At 60.6% G+C, this 18150-nt stretch carries 17 protein-coding genes; 9 read left to right on the forward strand and 8 right to left on the reverse strand.

The features are described 5' to 3' along the window. Positions 1-27: 27 nt before the first annotated feature. From J9870_RS05600 to J9870_RS05615, 4 genes are all read right to left on the reverse strand, one after another. On the reverse strand, positions 28-432 hold the full coding sequence (locus tag J9870_RS05600) for a SufE family protein (RefSeq protein WP_210643043.1): 405 nt from the start codon (positions 430-432) through the stop codon (positions 28-30). Then, a complete protein-coding gene (locus tag J9870_RS05605; RefSeq protein ID WP_210643044.1) occupies positions 429-1634 on the reverse strand; it encodes a cysteine desulfurase in 1206 nt (401 codons plus the stop codon). The genes J9870_RS05600 and J9870_RS05605 overlap by 4 nt, the downstream gene beginning before the upstream one ends. A gap of 76 nt (positions 1635-1710) precedes the next feature. Beyond that, positions 1711-2745: a 2,3,4,5-tetrahydropyridine-2,6-dicarboxylate N-succinyltransferase gene (dapD, locus tag J9870_RS05610; protein WP_135843911.1), complete on the reverse strand. Its 1035-nt coding sequence runs from the start codon at positions 2743-2745 to the stop codon at positions 1711-1713. A 32-nt stretch (positions 2746-2777) separates the two neighbouring features. Further along, the gene (locus J9870_RS05615) at positions 2778-3086 is read right to left on the reverse strand and encodes an arsenate reductase (RefSeq protein ID WP_246883136.1); all 309 of its coding nucleotides are present in this window, start codon (positions 3084-3086) and stop codon (positions 2778-2780) included. A gap of 367 nt (positions 3087-3453) precedes the next feature. Here J9870_RS05615 and J9870_RS05620 point away from each other — a divergent pair, with 367 nt between their 5' ends. Further along, on the forward strand, positions 3454-5100 hold the full coding sequence (locus tag J9870_RS05620; protein ID WP_210643045.1) for a Na+/H+ antiporter: 1647 nt from the start codon (positions 3454-3456) through the stop codon (positions 5098-5100). A 9-nt stretch (positions 5101-5109) separates the two neighbouring features. Here the strand turns inward: J9870_RS05620 and J9870_RS05625 are convergent, their stop codons facing one another. Continuing rightward, entirely contained in the window at positions 5110-5505 is a 396-nt protein-coding gene (locus tag J9870_RS05625; RefSeq protein ID WP_210643046.1) for a type II toxin-antitoxin system PemK/MazF family toxin, read from the reverse strand. A 607-nt stretch (positions 5506-6112) separates the two neighbouring features. Between J9870_RS05625 and J9870_RS05630 the strand changes: the two genes are divergently transcribed. Continuing rightward, positions 6113-6472, forward strand: coding sequence for a DUF6124 family protein (locus J9870_RS05630; protein WP_210643047.1), 360 nt, complete (start codon positions 6113-6115; stop codon positions 6470-6472). A gap of 381 nt (positions 6473-6853) precedes the next feature. Here the strand turns inward: J9870_RS05630 and dapC are convergent, their stop codons facing one another. The 3 genes from dapC to map form a co-directional block, all read right to left on the reverse strand. Beyond that, entirely contained in the window at positions 6854-8053 is a 1200-nt protein-coding gene (gene dapC / locus J9870_RS05635) for a succinyldiaminopimelate transaminase (RefSeq protein WP_210643048.1), read from the reverse strand. Positions 8054-8171: 118 nt separating this feature from the next. Next, positions 8172-10874 (reverse strand): [protein-PII] uridylyltransferase, encoded by a 2703-nt coding sequence (locus J9870_RS05640; protein WP_210643049.1) that lies wholly within the window; start codon positions 10872-10874, stop codon positions 8172-8174. 44 nt (positions 10875-10918) lie between these two features. After that, complete coding sequence (map, locus tag J9870_RS05645; RefSeq protein ID WP_210643050.1) at positions 10919-11701, reverse strand: type I methionyl aminopeptidase; 783 nt, start codon at positions 11699-11701, stop codon at positions 10919-10921. Positions 11702-12076: 375 nt separating this feature from the next. On the opposite strand from map, the gene rpsB reads away from it, so the two are divergent. From rpsB to ispC, 7 genes are all read left to right on the forward strand, one after another. Continuing rightward, the gene (gene rpsB, locus J9870_RS05650; RefSeq protein ID WP_003198231.1) at positions 12077-12814 is read left to right on the forward strand and encodes a 30S ribosomal protein S2; all 738 of its coding nucleotides are present in this window, start codon (positions 12077-12079) and stop codon (positions 12812-12814) included. 191 nt (positions 12815-13005) lie between these two features. After that, complete coding sequence (tsf, locus tag J9870_RS05655) at positions 13006-13869, forward strand: translation elongation factor Ts (protein ID WP_123342547.1); 864 nt, start codon at positions 13006-13008, stop codon at positions 13867-13869. A gap of 212 nt (positions 13870-14081) precedes the next feature. Then, positions 14082-14825, forward strand: a complete 744-nt coding sequence (gene pyrH, locus J9870_RS05660) for a UMP kinase (RefSeq protein ID WP_186705496.1) — start codon at positions 14082-14084, stop codon at positions 14823-14825. Beyond that, positions 14822-15379, forward strand: a complete 558-nt coding sequence (frr, locus tag J9870_RS05665) for a ribosome recycling factor (protein ID WP_123342546.1) — start codon at positions 14822-14824, stop codon at positions 15377-15379. The genes pyrH and frr overlap by 4 nt, the downstream gene beginning before the upstream one ends. Before the next feature lie 13 nt (positions 15380-15392). Further along, a complete protein-coding gene (uppS, locus tag J9870_RS05670) occupies positions 15393-16148 on the forward strand; it encodes a polyprenyl diphosphate synthase (protein ID WP_025212115.1) in 756 nt (251 codons plus the stop codon). Further along, on the forward strand, positions 16148-16954 hold the full coding sequence (locus tag J9870_RS05675; RefSeq protein ID WP_210643051.1) for a phosphatidate cytidylyltransferase: 807 nt from the start codon (positions 16148-16150) through the stop codon (positions 16952-16954). Before uppS ends, J9870_RS05675 begins: the two co-directional genes overlap by 1 nt. Then, positions 16951-18141: a 1-deoxy-D-xylulose-5-phosphate reductoisomerase gene (gene ispC / locus J9870_RS05680; RefSeq protein ID WP_210643052.1), complete on the forward strand. Its 1191-nt coding sequence runs from the start codon at positions 16951-16953 to the stop codon at positions 18139-18141. The genes J9870_RS05675 and ispC overlap by 4 nt, the downstream gene beginning before the upstream one ends. Positions 18142-18150: the final 9 nt, after the last annotated feature.

Below are 18150 nucleotides of genomic sequence, written 5' to 3' on the forward strand. Positions count from 1 at the left end.
TGGGAGCGAGCTTGCTCGCGATGGCGATTATTCAGTCAACTCAAACATCCGCTTCAACACCGCATTCAAGCCATTACTACGCGACGGCGACAGCTGCCGCGACAATCCCAACGCATTGAACCACCCCGGCAAATCCACCTGCTGCAACTCTTCAGCGGACAACCCGTTGACCCGCGCCAGCAGCAACGCCACCAGCCCACGGATCAACCGCGCATCGCTGCTGGCGGCAAATTGCCAATGTCCGTCATGCAGCTGACCCACCAGCCACACCTGACTTTCACAGCCACTGACCAGGTTGGCGTCGCACTTGTCCGCATCGTTCAAGGGTGGCAAGCGTTCGCCCCATTGCATCAACAGCCGGGCGCGTTGCTCCCAGCTCGATGCGTCCTGGAAAATCTGCAGCGCCGCAGCGGCCTCGGTCGACAGGCTCATCGCAGCAGCTCCAAAGCCTGGTCCAAAGCCTCGAAGAAGCGTTCGATATCGGCGGAGTCGTTGTACAGCGCCAGCGACACCCGAATCGCTCCCACCAGATGCAAATGCCTGAACAGTGGCATGGCGCAGTGATGCCCGGCGCGTACGGCGATGCCTTGCTCGGTCAGCAGGTGGGCCAGGTCGGCGTTGTGCACGCCTTCGACCACAAAACTGACCAGGGCCAGGCGCGGGTTGCCCACCAGGCGCACGCCGTTGCGCGCCAGCAGGCCGTGGAGCAGGTAGTCATGCAAGCCGGCTTCATGGTCGATGAGTGCTTGCGAGTCGAGAGCGGACAGGTAATCCAGGGTCGCCCCCAGACCGATCACGCTGGCAATCGGCGGCGTGCCCGCTTCGAAACCCAGCGGTGCCGGGCGGAAGGTGGCGCTGTGGTAATCGGCCTGTTGCACCATTTCGCCGCCGAACTGCCAATGGCGCAGTTGCTCAAGCGCTGCGTTGCGGCCGAACAGCACGCCTAGCCCATCGGGGCCGTAGAGCTTGTGGCTGGAAAATACGTAGAAATCGCACTCCAGGGCCTGTACGTCATGGCGACCATGGACCACGCCTTGGGCGCCATCGATTATCGTCAACGCGCCTTGGGCCTTGGCCAGTGCCAGCAGCGCCGGCAAGGGCTGCCAGGCGCCCAGAACATTGGATAACTGGCTCACCGCCAGCAAGCGTGTACGCGGGCCAATCAGTTCGGCGGCGGCACTGAGATCGATCAGCCCATCGGCATCCAGCGGCAACACCACCAGCGTCAACGAACGGCGCTCGGCCAGTTGTTGCCACGGCAGCAGGTTGGCGTGATGTTCCAAGGCGCTGATAACGATTTCATCGCCAGGGGTGAACAGATGCTCCAGGCCATAGGCGAGCAGGTTCAGCGCCGAAGTGGCGCCGTGGGTGAAGATGATCTGCCCGCAATCCTCGGCATTGAGCCATTGCGCGACCTTGCGGCGACTGTCTTCGAACGCCTGGGTGGCGTGGGCTCCCGGCAAGTGCTGCGCCCGGTGCACGTTGGCCGCGCCATTGGCGTAGTAATGCGCCAGGGCATCGAGCAGCGCTTGGGGTTTTTGCGTAGTGGCGGCGTTGTCCAGGTAAGTCTGGCCTTGCCGTTGCAGGGCGGCGATGGCCGGGAAGTCGGCGCGCCAGGGGGAGGGAATCAACATGCTTTCGGGCCCTGCTGGAGTTACGCCGGACCCTGTGGGAGCAAGCTCGCTCCCACAGGTGATGGTGTGAAGCGGCTTAGTTGTGGGCGTGCAGTGCTTCGTTCAGCTCGATGGCCGATTTGTGGGTCTTGCATTCCACTGCGCCAGTCTCGGAGTTGCGGCGGAACAGCAGGTCGGGCTGGCCGGCCAGATCGCGAGCCTTGACCACCTTGACCAGTTGGTTGTTCTCGTCCAGCAGCGCGACCTTGGTGCCGGCGGTCACGTACAGGCCCGACTCCACGGTGTTGCGGTCGCCGAGCGGGATACCGATGCCGGCGTTGGCGCCGATCAGGCAGCCTTCGCCAACCTTGATCACGATGTTGCCGCCACCCGACAGGGTGCCCATGGTGGAGCAACCGCCGCCCAGGTCCGAGCCTTTGCCAACGAACACGCCCGCCGAGACACGGCCTTCGATCATGCCCGGGCCTTCGGTGCCGGCGTTGAAGTTGACGAAACCTTCGTGCATCACGGTGGTGCCTTCGCCCACGTAGGCGCCCAGGCGGATCCGCGCAGCATCGGCGATACGCACGCCGGCCGGAACCACGTAGTCAGTCATTTTCGGGAACTTGTCCACCGAGAACACTTCCAGCAACTCGCCGCGCAGGCGGGCTTCGAGCTGGTGTTCGGCCAGTTCGCTCAGGTCGATCGCACCCTGGCTGGTCCAGGCCACGTTCGGCAGCAGCGGGAAGATGCCGGCCAGGTTCAGGCCATGAGGTTTGACCAGGCGGTGGGACAGCAGGTGCAGCTTGAGGTAAGCCTCGGGGGTGGAGCTCAGTTGGGCATCTTCGGCCAGCAGGGTGGCGACCAGCGGCTTGTGGCTTTCGGCCAGGCGGGTCAGCAGCGCGGCTTGCCCGGCATCGACGCCCTTGAGGGCTTCAGCCAGTTGCGAAGCCTGGGCGGTGGTGAAGGTGATGGCCTGGTTGCCGTCGCTGTAGCCGAGAATCGGTGCGATGGCTGCGACGATGTCAGCCGACGGATTGAGCAGCGGCTGTGCGTAGAACACTTCCAGCCAGGCGCCTTGACGGTTTTGAGTGCCGACACCGAAGGCCAGGCTGAACAGGGTAGTGGACATGAAATTACCTCTACAAAATGGACTGGGCAGGCTTACTTGATCTCTGCCGCATAAATATCTGGCTTGAAGCCAATCAGGGTTCGGTCACCGAGATCGAGCACCGGGCGCTTGATCATCGAGGGTTGTGCGAGCATCAGTTCGATGGCTTTCGTCTGGTCGAGATCGGCTTTGCGTTCGTCGTCGAGTTTGCGAAAGGTCGTACCGGCCCGGTTCAACACCACTTGCCAGCCATGTTCGTTGCACCATTGGGTGAGGTGCTCACGGTCGATGCCGGCGGTCTTGTAGTCGTGGAAGTCGTAGCGTACAGCGTGTTCATCGAGCCAGGTGCGCGCCTTTTTCATGGTGTCACAGGCTTTGATGCCGAAAAGGTGCAACGTTTTGCTTGAATCGGTCAAGGAATTGCCCCCTTTGCAGGTGCTGAAAGTAAAAGGTGAAGGATTATGCCATGACCGGACGGTTTCGCGACGGCCCAGGTTGATGTGCAGCAAAACCTGTGGGAGCGAACTTGCTCGCGATGGCGTCGGATCAGCCAGCATCAATGTCAACTGCTAAACCGCTATCGTCGGATCGCCGCCCGGAGCAGGTTCGCTCCCAGGAGGCAGGCTGCGACATAGGTGTAACGGCCAGGCTCATGCTAAGCGGTTAATATGGCACTTCAACGGCAAGCTGTTGCCGGATGTGTGTGTCGCTGTAATTGGAAACCCGTTTATGCAAAGCGCCTATACCGTCCTGATCCTGTTGATGCTGGTGGGCGTTTCGCGCCTGATCGGACGGCTGATCCCGCTGCCGTTGCCCCTGGTGCAGATCGGTGCCGGTGCTGTGCTGGCCTGGCCGTCCCTGGGCCTGCATGTGGCTCTCGATCCCGAACTGTTCCTGTTTCTCTTCTTGCCACCGCTGCTGTTCTCCGACGGCTGGCGCATGCCCAAGCGCGAGTTGTGGCGCCTGCGTGGGCCGATCCTGACGCTGGCGGTGGGGCTGGTGTTGTTTACGGTAGTGGGCGCCGGTTACTTCATTCATTGGCTGCTGCCGAGCATCCCGCTACCGGTGGCCTTCGCCCTGGCTGCCGTGCTGTCGCCGACCGACGCGGTGGCGGTGTCGGCGATTGCCCGCGACCGTTTGCCCGCGCCGCTGATGCACGTGCTTCAGGGCGAGGCGTTGATGAACGATGCGTCGGGCCTGGTGACCTTCAAGTTCGCCCTGGCGGCGGCCATCACCGGGGTGTTTTCCCTGGCCAATGCGAGCCTGACCTTTGTCTTGGTGGCGGTTGGCGGGCTGCTGGTTGGCGTGGTCCTGAGTGGGTTGTTGGGGCGCTTGCGGGCCTGGATGGTGGCGCGCGGCTGGGACGATCCGGCCACCCACGTGGTGTTCATGTTGCTGCTGCCGTTCGCGGCCTATGTGCTGGCTGAACGCTTGGGCGCCTCGGGGATTCTCTCGGCGGTGGCGGCGGGGATGATGCAGAGCTGGCTCGACCTACTGCCGCGTCAGACCGGCACACGGTTGCTCAATCGCAGTGTCTGGTCGCTGTTGGAATTCGCCTTCAACGGCTTGATCTTCCTGCTGCTGGGCTTGCAATTGCCGGACATCATCAAGGCGGTGACCCGCCACGAAGCCACCCTGTGGCCGACGTTGTTCTACCTTTGCCTGGACGTGGTGGCGATTTCCCTGGTGTTGCTGGTGCTGCGGTTTGTCTGGGTGCAAAGCACCTGGCGGCTGTCCGGGCTGTTGCGTCGCGGGCGTGGCGAGAGTGAACTGACCTTCGTGCCGACCGCGCGCTCCTGCTGGTTGCTGACCTTCGGCGGGGTGCGCGGTGCGGTGACGCTGGCGGGCGTGCTGTCGGTGCCGATATTGCTAGCGACGGGCGAACCGTTTCCCGAGCGAGATTTGCTGATCTTCATTGCCGCCGGAGTCATTCTGCTGTCATTGATCGCCGCCTGCATCGCCCTGCCATTACTGCTGCGAGGTATCGAGAAAAGCCCCGATGACCAGCGCCGCGCCGAAGTCCGCGATGCCTGGCGCAAAACCGCTGAAGCGGCGATCCACGCGCTCGAGGTGGAGGAACCGAGCGAGACAGCCAGCACGCCAGACGCGGCCCAGGCGGCGTTGGCGACCGAGGTCAAGGCGCGGTTGATGTCTGAATATCGCCATCAGTTGGAGGTGTTCAACGACTCCGCCGAAGCCCAGGCGCTGGCGTTCGAAATGGACCTGCTGGAACGCCGGCTGCGCTTGAAGGCCTATCGGGCGCAGCGGCTGGAGTTGTATCGCCTCAGCCGTCACCACCAGATTGGGGATGATGTGCTGCGAGAGGTGCTGGGGGAGTTGGATCTGGCGGAGGCGAATTTGGGGTTGGGGAAATAACGGTTGGGGTTAGAGCGGAAGGTAGGCCTTCACACCGGCGATCACGCCTTGCATGTCTTCAGAGCCCAGGCGAGGAACGAAGTACTCTCGGCCCTTGGATCGAGTCTTTTTATGCAGCTTGTCCAGACGTTCAAAACTCACGGTATAAATCATGTCGCACTTCACCCACAGCTCTTTGTAGCCATCGGACTGGAGAGGGTTGGTGCGGAGCAGGTGGTGCCAGTCCTGCTGAGTTTGTGGCGTTGTGGAGGAAATCGGCACCACAGTGCAGAGCTTGCGACTGTGTGTGGCAGTAGGAGAGATCACCACCACCTTGCGGATCTTCAGCATTTCAGGCGCAACAAAGCCCCGCGTGAAGTCGCAAAGAAGAACATCGCCTTGCTTGGGATGGTAATAGAGAGGCATTCCTTATCCTCATAAAAAGCAAAGCCGCCCGAAGGCGGCTTCAATCGACACGCAGTTGAGCTTGCTTCGCCCTTTCTGCGCCGCTGGGTCAACCTCGAGAGGGACCCAGACTCCTGCCAGCTCTCGCTGGTGACGGGGTCGATTATGGCTACCAGCGATAGCGAATTCAAGCCAGCTTGAACCCTCGTCACAGCGTTAAATGAGGTCTGTCGGTGGTACTACGTGGGCGAAATCAAAGGCTTGGCGTTCGCGGTACGTTTTATTTCTTTTCTTGTCTGAGCAGACAGATTGTTGTCTGACAGACGCACCGAAGTTTCCGACAAGTTTTTAAGGTTGTCCGTCGGAAGCGAGGGCTCTAGCCTCTGGGTGTCGCTGCCAATTCAGCGACCGGACGTGAGAATCCGAACACCCACTATGCGCATAGGCGCCGGCCATATAAAGTGCAGGCGCGTTTCGTCATGCATCATGTTATGGCGGCTGTGCGCGGGCATGTTTCGGCATGGCCGGGTTTGGTGGTGTTGGCCCGGATTCTCACCCCGCGTACGGCTGCCACTCTCTAGGTCCGTGAGAAGACTTTGTGGCAGCTCCAACACCTTAGGAGCATTACATGATCAAAGAAACTCCAAATCCTCCAAAGCCGGCCTCCACTTTCCCTTACGGCGATTACGCACCCGAAAAATTGCAAGAAGCCGCTGATCGTGTGCTGGATCAATACCTCAAACCTGGCGACAGCGAGCCAGAACCCAAACCCTCAGTACAGTTATTCACTGTGGCTGACGGTATCGACACCGAAGTGTTGCTGGCCAATCTTGGCGAAACCCTGGCGTCTGCCAATGCAATGCTCAATGACCTTGCCTTCGATCAGGACGGCTCGCGACGACATGTAGCATTGGGAGTGGCCCAGATGATTGAGTTGGGGATGTTGTTGGCGAACAAGGCTTTGGATCGGGTAGAGCTTCGGACTTGATGTAACAGTGCCGGCCTCATCGCGAGCAAGCTCGCTCCCACAGTGGATGCGTGTTGTTCACAGAACTTGTGATCGACACCAGCCCCTGTGGGAGCGAGCTTGCTCGCGAAGACGTAGGCCCATCCAACATGGATGCAAGCTGAACCACCGCTTTCGCGAGCAAGCCCGCTCCCACAGAAGATTTGTGGTGTTCACAGATATGGGTCGACACCAAACCCCTGTGACGAGGGAGCTTGCTCCCGCTGGGGCGCGAAGAGGCCCTGAAATAGGGCAACGCGGTATGTCAGGTAGATTGAGTTGACTGCTTTGGGGCTGCTACGCAGCCCAGCGGGAGCAAGCTCCCTCGCCACAACAGCGGTCGACTCAAGTCCTGATGCGGGATTAACCCCGACGCTGAATGAACGCGCGAATCCGCTCGGCCGCTTCCACACATTCAGCCAGCGGCGCGACCAGGGCCATACGCACGCGTCCGGCGCCTGGGTTGACGCCATCCACATCGCGGGACAGGTACGAACCCGGCACGACAGTCACGTGTTCCTGTTCGAACAGGTCCCGGCAGAACGCCGCGTCATCGCCCGCCACATTCGGCCACAGGTAGAAGCTGCCATCGGGACGCTGTACGTCCAGTACCGGGCTGAGGATCTCCAGTACTGCGTCGAATTTCTCCCGGTACAGCGCGCGGTTGGCGCGTACGTGCACTTCGTCGTTCCATGCGGCAATGCTCGCCAGTTGGGTCTGCACCGGCATCGCGCAGCCGTGGTAGGTGCGGTACAGCAGGAAACCCTTGAGGATGTCGGCATCGCCGGCCACGAAACCGGAGCGCAGGCCTGGCAGGTTGGAGCGTTTGGACAGGCTGTGGAACACCACGCAGCGCTTGAAATCCTTGCGACCGAGTTCGACGCAGGCGCTGAGCAGCCCTGGCGGCGGGGTTTGTTCGTCGAAGTAGAGCTCGCTGTAGCACTCGTCGGCGGCGATGACGAAGTCGTGTTCGTCGGCCAGGGCGATGAGTTTCTTCAGTACATCCACCGGAATCAGCGCGCCGGTCGGGTTGCCAGGGGAGCACAGGAACAGGATCTGGCAGCGTTTCCAGATGTCCGGCGAAACCGCGTCGAAATCCGGGTTGAAGCCGTTTTCGTCCAGGCACGGCAGGTAGTGCGGCTTGGCGCCGGCCAGGAACGCCGCGCCTTCATAGATCTGATAGAACGGGTTGGGGCTGACCACCAGGGCATCGTCGCCACGGCTGACCACGGTCTGGGTGAAGGCGAACAGGGCTTCGCGGGTGCCGTTGACCGGCAACACGTGGCGCGCCGGGTCCAGCCAGCCGTTTGGCACGTTGAAACGGCGCTCGCACCAGCCGGTGATGGCTTCACGCAATTCCGGGATACCGAGGGTGGTCGGGTATACGGCCATTTTTTCCAGATTGCTGGCCAGGGCTTCAGCCACGAAGCTCGGCGAACGATGCTTGGGCTCGCCGATGGACAGGGCGATCGGGCGTTTGTCCGGGTTAGGCGTGACGCTGCCGAGCAAGGCGCGGAGCTTTTCGAACGGGTAGGGCTGCAACTGGTTCAGAGCGTTGTTCATCGGGGGCCTCGTTCAATGTGGGAGCGCGGTTGCTCGCGACAGCGGTGCGTCAGGAAACATCGACGCTGGATATTCCGCCGTCATCGCGAGCAGGCTCGCTCCCACAGGGGGGATTCGTTCAGATATTGATACGCGTCAGGTTGATATCGGGTTCCTGGTTGACGCTCAAATGCCGCACGATCGCTTCCTGCAGGCGGCTGCACAGCTGTGGATCGGACAGCGGCTGGCCATGGGCGTCGGTGATGAAGAAGACGTCTTCCACCCGTTCGCCGAGGGTAGCGATCTTGGCGTTTTGCAGTGACAAGTCGAACTCCAGGAATATATGACCGATCCGCGCCAGCAGGCCCGGGCGGTCCGGGGCGCTGAGTTCCAGCACGGTGACCTGGCGTTGGGCGTCGTTGTGGATCGTCACCTGGGGGGCGAATGTAAAGTGCTTGAGCTGGCGCGGCACCCGGCGCTGGATGATGGTCGGGTAATCCGCCGGGTTGCGCAGGGCTTCAGTCAGGCCATCGCGAATCTGTTTGACCCGCGCTGGGTTGTCGCCAATCGAGTCGCCGTCAGTGTCGAGCACGATGTAGGTGTCGAGGGTGAACTGGCTGCTGGAGGTGATGACCCGGGCGTCGTGAATGTTGAGGTTGAGCTGGTCCATCGCCGCCACGGTCACGGCGAAGAAGTCGTGCTGGTCCGGGGCATAGATGAAGATCTGCGTGCCGCCCTCGAATTCGCGCTGGGTGGTTTCCTTGATCAACACCAAAGGCCCGCCATCGGCCGGTTGCTGGAGGATCGCGTCGCTGTGCCAGGCCACGTCGCCGGCGGTATGGCGCAGGAAATAGTCATCGCCCAGTTGTGACCAGAGCTGCTCGACGTCGTCCGGGTCGGTGCCACCGCGCACCAGGATGTCCAGGGCCGCGCTTTGGGTGCGACGGATCTGCTCTTCGCGGTCCACCGGGTTTTCCAGGCCACGGCGCAAGGCCCGCTTGGTCTCGGTGTACAACTGGCGCAACAGGCTGGCGCGCCAGGAGTTCCACAGGGTCGGGTTGGTGGCATTGATGTCCGCCACGGTCAGCACGTAGAGATAATCCAGGCGCGTTTCATCGCCGACGATCTGGGCGAAGTCGTGGATCACCTGCGGGTCGGACAAATCCTTGCGCTGGGCCGTGGTCGACATCACCAGATGGTTCTGCACCAGCCAGACGATCAGCCGGCTGTCCCATACCGGCAGTTGATGGCGCTGGCAGAACGCCTCGGCATCCACCGCGCCGATCTCGGAGTGATCGCCCTGGCGACCCTTGCCGATGTCGTGGTACAGCCCCGCCATGTAGATCAGCTCAGGCTTGGGCAGCTTGCCCATGAGCTTGCTGGCCAGTGGGAATTTCTCCGACACTTGCGTGTATTGCAACTTACGCAGGTGCTTAATCAGGTTCAGGGTGTGGGCATCGACCGTATAGATATGGAACAGGTCGTGTTGCATTTGCCCGACGATGAAACCGAACTCCGGCAGATAGCGTCCGAGGATCCCATAGCGATTCATGCGCCGCAGGTTGCGGTGCACGCCGATCCGGCATTTGAACAACTCGATGAACAGGCTTGTGTTGCGGATGTCGTGGCGGAAATCCTCATCGATCAGATGGCGGTTTTCCCGCAGCAGGCGGATGGTGTCGGCGCGCACCCCCTTGATTTCCGGCTGCTGGGCCATGAGCACGAAGATTTCCAGCATGGCGAACGGCGTGCGGCGGAACACATAGTCGTGACGCGCTTCGATGTAGCCGTCGTGGAGCTGGAAGCGTGAATTGATCGGCTGCGGCGGTTCTTCGTCTTCGGGGGCGAGGATGACTTCCTCGAAGTGCTGGATGATCAGTTCGCTGAGCTGGGCGATGCTCATCACCACCCGGTAGTACTGCTGCATGAAGTTTTCGATGGACTGCTTGGCGTCCTGGCCTTCGAAACCCAGCAGGCTCGCGATGGAGCGCTGGTGATCGAACAGCAGGCGGTCTTCGGCGCGTCCGGCCAGCATGTGCAGGGCGTAGCGAACCTTCCAGAGGAATTCCTGGGAGGAGGCCAGCAAGGCGTTTTCGCTTTCCACCAGGAAACCTTCGCCAGCCAGGGCCCGCAGGTTCAGCGTGCCGTACTGGCGGCGGGCAACCCACAGGATTGTCTGGATATCCCGCAGCCCGCCGGGCGAGCCCTTGACGTTGGGCTCCAGGTTGTACTCGGTGTCGTTGTACTTGTGGTGACGGGCCTTCTGCTCGGCGTGCTTGGCCAGGAAAAAGTCCTTGCTCGGCCACATGTGCTCTGTGCTGGTGACATCGAGCATGCGCTGGCGCAGGCGTTCGGGGCCAGCGATGGTGCGGCTTTCCATCAGGTTGGTGATCACCGTCAGGTCGGCGCGGGCCTCGTCGGCGCATTCCTGCACCGAGCGCACGCTCTGGCCGACTTCCAGGCCGATGTCCCACAGCAGTGTCAGGAACCGCTCGATGGAGTCGCGGAAAACCTCATGGTCGGCGCTGTCCAGCAGGATCAGCAGATCGATGTCGGAGTAGGGGTGCAACTCGCCGCGTCCATAACCGCCTACCGCCACCAGGGCGATGTCGGCATCTTCGCTCCAGTCGAACTGCTCCCAGGCCTTTTGCAGGATGTTATCGACGAACCAGGCGCGGTCCTCCACCAGTCGGCGAATATCCCGGCCGCTGCGAAAGCGCTGGTCGAGCACTTCGTGGGCCTGGCGGATTGCCTTCTTGAATGCCGAGATGGGGCTTGCCTTCAGGGCCAGTTCCGCCTGGAACTGGCCACGGTCGAAGAGTTCGGGATCCACCTGCGGCATTGAATGGCTTTCCTTTCTATCTATAGCTATAGGCTGTGTTCGGCTCAGGCGGAAACGCGAGGGATGGTGTCATCGCTGCGCAGGGTAAAGATCTCGTAACCAGTCTCGGTCACCAGCAAGGTGTGCTCCCACTGGGCCGACAGCTTGCGGTCCTTGGTGATGGCGGTCCAGCCATCGCCCAGCACCTTGGTGTCGGCGCGGCCCTGGTTGATCATCGGCTCGATGGTGAAGGTCATGCCCGCTTGCAGCTCCATGCCGGTGCCAGCACGGCCGTAGTGCAGGATCTGTGGCTCTTCATGGAACACCTTGCCGATACCGTGGCCGCAGAACTCGCGCACCACCGAAAAGCCGTTCTTCTGCGCGTGCTTCTGGATCACTTCGCCGATATCACCCAGGCGGCAGCCCGGTTTGACCAGTTCGATGGCCATGTACATGCATTCCTGGGTGACTTTCGACAGGCGCTGGGCCCACTCCGGGACGTTGCCGACATGGAACATGCGGCTGGTATCGCCGTGGTAGCCGTCCTTGATGACGGTGACGTCGATGTTCAGGGTGTCGCCATCCTTCAACGGCTTTTCGTTGGGGATGCCGTGGCAGACCACGTGGTTGATCGAAGTGCAGATCGACTTCGGGAAGCCTTTATAGTTGAGTGGCGCAGGGATGGCCTTCTGCTCGTTGACGATATAGTCGTGGCAGATGCGGTCCAGCTCTTCGGTGGTCACGCCAGGTTTGACGTAGTCGGCGATCATCTCCAGCACATCGGCGGCGAGTTTGCCGGCGACACGCATTTTGGCGATGTCCTCGGGGGTCTTGAGGGTAACGGTCATACAGGCTCTCTCTGCGCTCGACGGCGCTGTTCAAAGCGAAATGGGCGGCGGAGGGTGATTCACGTGGCCCTGAAAGAGACGATTCTAACAGACGATCAGCGCAAATCCGCGTCCACATGCATCGCTTCTCTCTATAAGGGTGTGCATCCGCAGCTCATCAAAGGGCTGTGGGAGGGGGGCATCACCAGGATTTCAGAATCCGTGTTCCGTTTTCGCCCTTGCTGTGGTATAAAATGCGCCGCTTTCCGGGGATGACCCCGCAAGCTTAAATCCACACACGTGTCGACACGATGACCTGGGTGCCTCGGCTTATATAAGCCGCTGGTTGGTCATTGGGATACGTGGAGGCCAAACCCGACTTATCAAGGAACTATCATGTCCCAAGTCAACATGCGCGATATGCTGAAGGCCGGTGTGCACTTCGGTCACCAGACCCGTTACTGGAACCCGAAAATGGGCAAGTACATTTTCGGCGCGCGTAACAAGATCCACATCATCAACCTTGAAAAAACCCTGCCAATGTTCAACGAGGCACTGACCTTCGTAGAGCGTCTGGCCCAGGGCAAAAACAAGATTCTGTTCGTCGGCACCAAGCGTTCCGCTGGCAAGATCGTTGCTGAAGAAGCAGCACGTTGCGGTTCGCCGTACGTCGATCACCGCTGGTTGGGCGGCATGCTGACCAACTTCAAGACCATTCGCGCTTCCATCAAGCGTCTGCGTGACCTTGAAGTCCAGTCCGAAGACGGTACTTTCGCCAAGCTGACCAAGAAAGAAGCGCTGATGCGCACTCGCGATCTTGAGAAGCTGGACCGCTCCCTGGGCGGTATCAAGGACATGGGCGGTCTGCCTGACGCACTGTTCGTGATCGACGTTGATCACGAGCGCATCGCGATCACCGAAGCCAACAAGCTGGGCATCCCGGTCATCGGCGTTGTCGATACCAACAGCAGCCCGGAAGGCGTTGACTACATCATCCCAGGCAACGATGACGCCATCCGCGCCATCCAGCTGTACATGGGTTCGATGGCTGACGCTGTTATCCGTGGTCGCAACAATGTTAACGGTGGCACCGAAGTCTTCGCTGAAGAAGCTCCGGCAGCAGCCGCTGAGTAATTGACGCCCTGGCGTTGACTCAGTAAGCAAAAAGGGGGCTTGGCCCCCTTTTTGCCACCTCGAAAACCATTTGTCGGCAGCGCAGCTACAGCATCTGTAACGTGCAGCGGCTAACAAGGGTGGTTCGGGAAGAATTGAACGCCCGTTCGGTCGGGTGGAATGGTTGAAAACCTATCCAAGAGGATTTTGAAATGGCAGAGATTACTGCAGCGTTGGTCAAAGAACTGCGCGAGCGTACCGGCGAAGGCATGATGGACTGCAAGAAAGCCTTGACCAAGGCTGGCGGCGACATCGAGAAAGCCATTGATGACATGCGTGCTTCGGGCGCCATCAAGGCTGCCAAGAAAGCCGGCAACATTGCCGCTGAAGGCGCGATCGGCATCAAGGAAGACGGCAAGGCTGCCGTTATCATCGAAGTCAACTCGCAGACTGACTTCCTGGCTCTGCAAGACGACTTCAAGGCCTTCGTTGCTGCCAGCGTAGAAAAAGCATTCGCCGACAAACTGACCGACGCAGCTCCGCTGATCGCCGCTCAGGAATCGGCTCGTGAAGCCCTGGTTGCCAAAGTAGGCGAAAACGTCAACATCCGTCGCCTGGTTCGCGTTGAAGGTGACGTTGTCGGTTCTTACCTGCACGGCAACAAGATCGGCGTGGTTGTAGCCCTCAAAGGCGGCAACGTCGAACTGGCCAAGGACATCGCGATGCACGTCGCTGCCAGCAACCCTGAGTTCCTGCTGCCGTCGGAAGTTTCCGCTGACGCCATCGAGCGCGAAAAAGCCGTGTTCATGCAGCTCAACGAAGACAAGATCAAAGGCAAGCCAGCCGAAATCGTTGAAAAAATGGTTGCCGGTCGTATCACCAAGTTCCTGGCTGAAGCCAGCCTGGTTGAGCAGGCGTTCGTCAAGAACCCTGAAATCAAGGTCGGTGAACTGGCCAAGAAAGGCGGCGCTGAAATCGTTTCCTTCACCTACTTCAAAGTGGGCGAAGGCATCGAGAAGCCAGTAGACAACTTCGCTGAAGAAGTTGCTGCTCAGCTGGCTGCCAGCAAGCAATAAGACAGTTTTTATAACTGTCGCCCTGAAGAGGCTGCCCGCTTAACGCGCGCAGCCTCTTTTTGGATGGGGATGCCGATTTTTATTGGTTTCCTTTCGGAACTGGCTTACAAAGCCGTGTTCCGATGGCGCTGTGTCAGCGTCAGCTAGAGTGAACGCAGGCTGTAAACAGCTTGCAAAGAATTTTCGAAAATACGCCGCAGGAGAGATTCGCAATGGCTCAGCAGGGCAGTGGTTATCAGGCTCGCTATAAACGCATTCTACTCAAGCTTAGCGGCGAGGCCCTGATGGGCTCGGAAGAGTTCGGGATCGATCCAAAGGTGCTGGATCGCATGGCCCTGGAAGTGGGCCAGTTGGTCGGGATCGGCGTTCAGGTCGGCCTGGTCATCGGCGGCGGCAACCTGTTCCGCGGGGCGGCACTGAGCGCGGCCGGCATGGATCGGGTCACGGGCGACCACATGGGCATGCTGGCCACTGTGATGAACGCCCTGGCTATGCGCGATGCGCTGGAGCGTGCCAATATCTCGGCCATCGTCATGTCGGCTATTTCCATGGTTGGCGTGACCGATCACTATGACCGCCGCAAGGCCATGCGCCACCTCAACTCCAAGGAAGTGGTGATTTTTGCCGCCGGTACCGGTAATCCGTTTTTCACCACGGATTCGGCCGCCTGCCTGCGAGCGATCGAGATCGATGCCGATGTCGTGCTCAAGGCCACCAAGGTCGATGGTGTCTATACCGCTGACCCGTTCAAAGACCCGCATGCCGAGAAGTTCGATCATCTGACCTACGATGAAGTGCTGGATCGCAAGCTGGGTGTAATGGATCTGACGGCTATCTGCCTGTGTCGTGACCACAAGATGCCGCTACGTGTCTTTAATATGAACAAGCCTGGCGCCCTGCTGAACATCGTGCATGGCGGCGCCGAAGGAACACTGATCGAGGAAGCGCAACAATGATCAACGAAATCAAGAAAGACGCTGAACAGCGCATGCAGAAGTCCCTGGAGTCCCTGGCGCACAACTTTGGTCGCATTCGTACCGGCCAGGCGCATCCGAGCATCCTGGAAGGTGTGATGGTGCCGTACTACGGCGCTGACACGCCGATCAAGCAAGTGGCCAACATCACTGTTAAAGATGCTCGTACCCTGCAAGTCGTCGCCTTTGAGCGCAACATGCTGGGCGCGGTCGACAAGGCCATCGGCAGTGCCGGTCTGAACCTGAACCCGACCAACCTGGGTGAGCTACTGCTGATCTCCATGCCGGCCCTGACCGAGGAGACCCGTAAGGGCTTCACCAAGCAGGCTCGTGACGTGGCTGAAGACGCCCGTGTTGCCGTGCGCAACATTCGTCGCGATGCCAATAGCCAGCTCAAGGACCTGGTCAAGGAAAAGGAAATCAGCGAAGACGAAGAGCGTCGCGCTACTGGCGAAATCGATGATCTGACCAAGAAGTACGTGGCTAAGATCGACGCGGATTTGGCGCAGAAAGAAAAAGACCTGATGGCCGTATAAGGGTCTCGTTTTCATGGATAAGACCAAGCAGGCCGTGCCGTTTGCGGTGCCGCGCCACGTGGCGATCATCATGGACGGCAATAATCGCTGGGCCAAGAAACGCTTCATGCCCGGTGTTGCCGGGCACAAGGCGGGGGTCGATGCGGTTCGCGCGGTTATCGAGGTGTGCGCCGAAGCCGGGGTCGAGGTGCTGACCCTGTTCGCGTTCTCCAGTGAAAACTGGCAACGTCCGGCCGATGAGGTCAGCGCCTTGATGGACCTGTTCCTCAAAGCCCTGCGCCGCGAGGCCAAGCGTCTCAACGAGAACAGCATCAGCCTGCGCATCATTGGTGATCGCTCGCGTTTTCACCCGGAGCTGCAGGCGGCGATGCGTGAAGCCGAGGCTGCAACCGCAGGCGCCGATCGGTTTGTCCTGCAGATCGCCGCCAACTATGGTGGCCAGTGGGACATTGCCCAGGCAGCCCAGCGGCTGGCGCGGGAAGTCCAGGCCGGGCACCTGCGGCCTGAAGACATCACGCCTGAGTTGTTGCAAACCTGTCTGGCGACCGGCGACCTGCCATTGCCAGACTTGTGCATCCGCACCGGTGGCGAGCATCGCATCAGCAATTTCCTGCTCTGGCAGCTGGCTTACGCCGAGCTGTACTTCTCCGACCTGTTCTGGCCGGACTTCAAACACGAAGCCATGCGTACCGCGCTGGCCGATTTCGCTTCCCGTCAGCGTCGCTTTGGTAAAACCAGCGAGCAGATCGAAGCTGGAGCCCGGGTTTAATGCTCAAACAACGAATCATCACTGCTCTGATCCTGTTGCCCATTGCCCTGGGCGGGTTCTTCTTGCTCGAGGGGGCGAGTTTTGCCTTGTTCATCGGGCTGGTCGTGACCCTGGGGGCGTGGGAATGGGCGCGGCTGGCAGGTTTTCCTGCGCAGTCGGCCCGCGTGACCTATGCGGCGGCTGTGGCGGCCATGCTGTTCGTCATGTACTTGCTGCCGGGCATCGCGCCCTGGGTGCTGGGTGCAGCGGTGTTATGGTGGGCGACGGCGACCTTCCTGGTGCTGACCTACCCGCGTACCACCCATCATTGGGCCAACGCGGCGACCAAACTGGTGATCGGTCTGTTGATCCTGCTGCCAGCCTGGCAAGGGCTGATCTGGATCAAGCAAGGTGCGCTGGGTAACTGGCAGATCATGGCCGTGATGGTGCTGGTCTGGGGCGCAGATGTCGGGGCTTATTTCTCTGGCAAGGCCTTCGGCAAGCGCAAGTTGGCGCCGAAGGTCAGTCCTGGCAAAAGCTGGGAAGGCGTCTACGGCGGCCTGGCCCTGAGCCTGGTGATTACCACCGTGGTTGGCGTGGTGCGGGACTGGACTGCCGGGCAGCTGCTGATGGGCCTGTTTGGCGCGGCCCTCATTGTATTTGTGTCGGTGGTTGGCGATTTGACCGAGAGCATGTTCAAGCGTCAGTCCGGGATCAAGGACAGCAGTAACCTGCTGCCGGGTCACGGTGGCGTGCTGGATCGCATCGATAGCCTGACCGCGGCAATCCCGATCTTCGCCGTGCTGCTGTGGATGGCGGCGTCGTGAGTCGTCCTCAACAGATCACTGTCCTGGGGGCGACCGGTTCGATCGGCCTCAGTACGCTTGACGTCATCGCTCGGCATCCAGAGCGCTACCAGGTGTTTGCCCTTAGTGGGTTTACGCGCCTGAGTGAGCTGCTGGCGCTGTGCATACGCCATACGCCGCGCTTTGCGGTGGTACCCGAGGCTGGCGTGGCGCGAGCGCTGCAGGATGATCTGCGCGCGGCTGGCCTGCCTACGCGTGTACTGGTGGGGGAGGAGGGCCTGTGCCAGGTGGCCTCCGCCCCGGAAGTCGACGCGGTGATGGCGGCGATCGTCGGTGCGGCGGGCTTGCGTCCGACGCTGGCGGCGGTGGAGGCAGGCAAGAAGATCCTGTTGGCCAACAAAGAAGCGTTGGTGATGTCTGGCGCGCTGTTCATGCAGGCTGTGCGCAAAAGTGGCTCTGTGTTGCTGCCCATCGACAGTGAGCACAATGCGATTTTTCAGTGCATGCCGCAGGATTTTTCCCGTGGCTTGGGCGCGGTGGGCGTCCGACGGATTCTGCTGACAGCATCCGGTGGTCCGTTCCGGCAGACACCGCTTGAAGAATTAGTGCATGTTTCCCCTGAGCAGGCCTGCGCTCATCCGAACTGGTCCATGGGGCGCAAGATTTCCGTGGATTCGGCCAGCATGATGAACAAAGGGCTGGAGCTGATCGAGGCCTGCTGGCTGTTCGACGCCAAGCCGTCCCAGGTCGAAGTGGTGATTCACCCGCAGAGCGTGATTCACTCCCTGGTGGACTATATAGATGGCTCGGTGTTGGCCCAGTTGGGCAATCCGGATATGCGCACGCCAATCGCCAATGCCCTGGCCTGGCCGGAGCGGATCGATTCGGGTGTGGCGCCGCTGGACCTGTTTGCCATCGCTCGTCTGGATTTCCAGGCGCCCGATGAACAGCGCTTCCCCTGCCTGCGGTTGGCGCGACAGGCGGCCGAGGCAGGTAACAGTGCGCCGGCCATGCTTAACGCCGCCAATGAGGTGGCGGTTGCAGCGTTTCTCGAGGGGCGTGTCCGTTACCCCGAGATCGCGAGTATCATCGAGGAGGTCTTGAACCTCGAGGCCGTGGTTTCGGTCGATGACCTCGATGCGGTATTCACGGCGGACGCCAGGGCTCGCGAGTTGGCGAGCCAATGGCTGAGGCGCCACGAGCGTTGAGGCTGCGAG

It is taken from the genome of Pseudomonas sp. Tri1 (assembly GCF_017968885.1).
In the GTDB taxonomy this organism is placed as follows: Bacteria; Pseudomonadota; Gammaproteobacteria; order Pseudomonadales; family Pseudomonadaceae; genus Aquipseudomonas.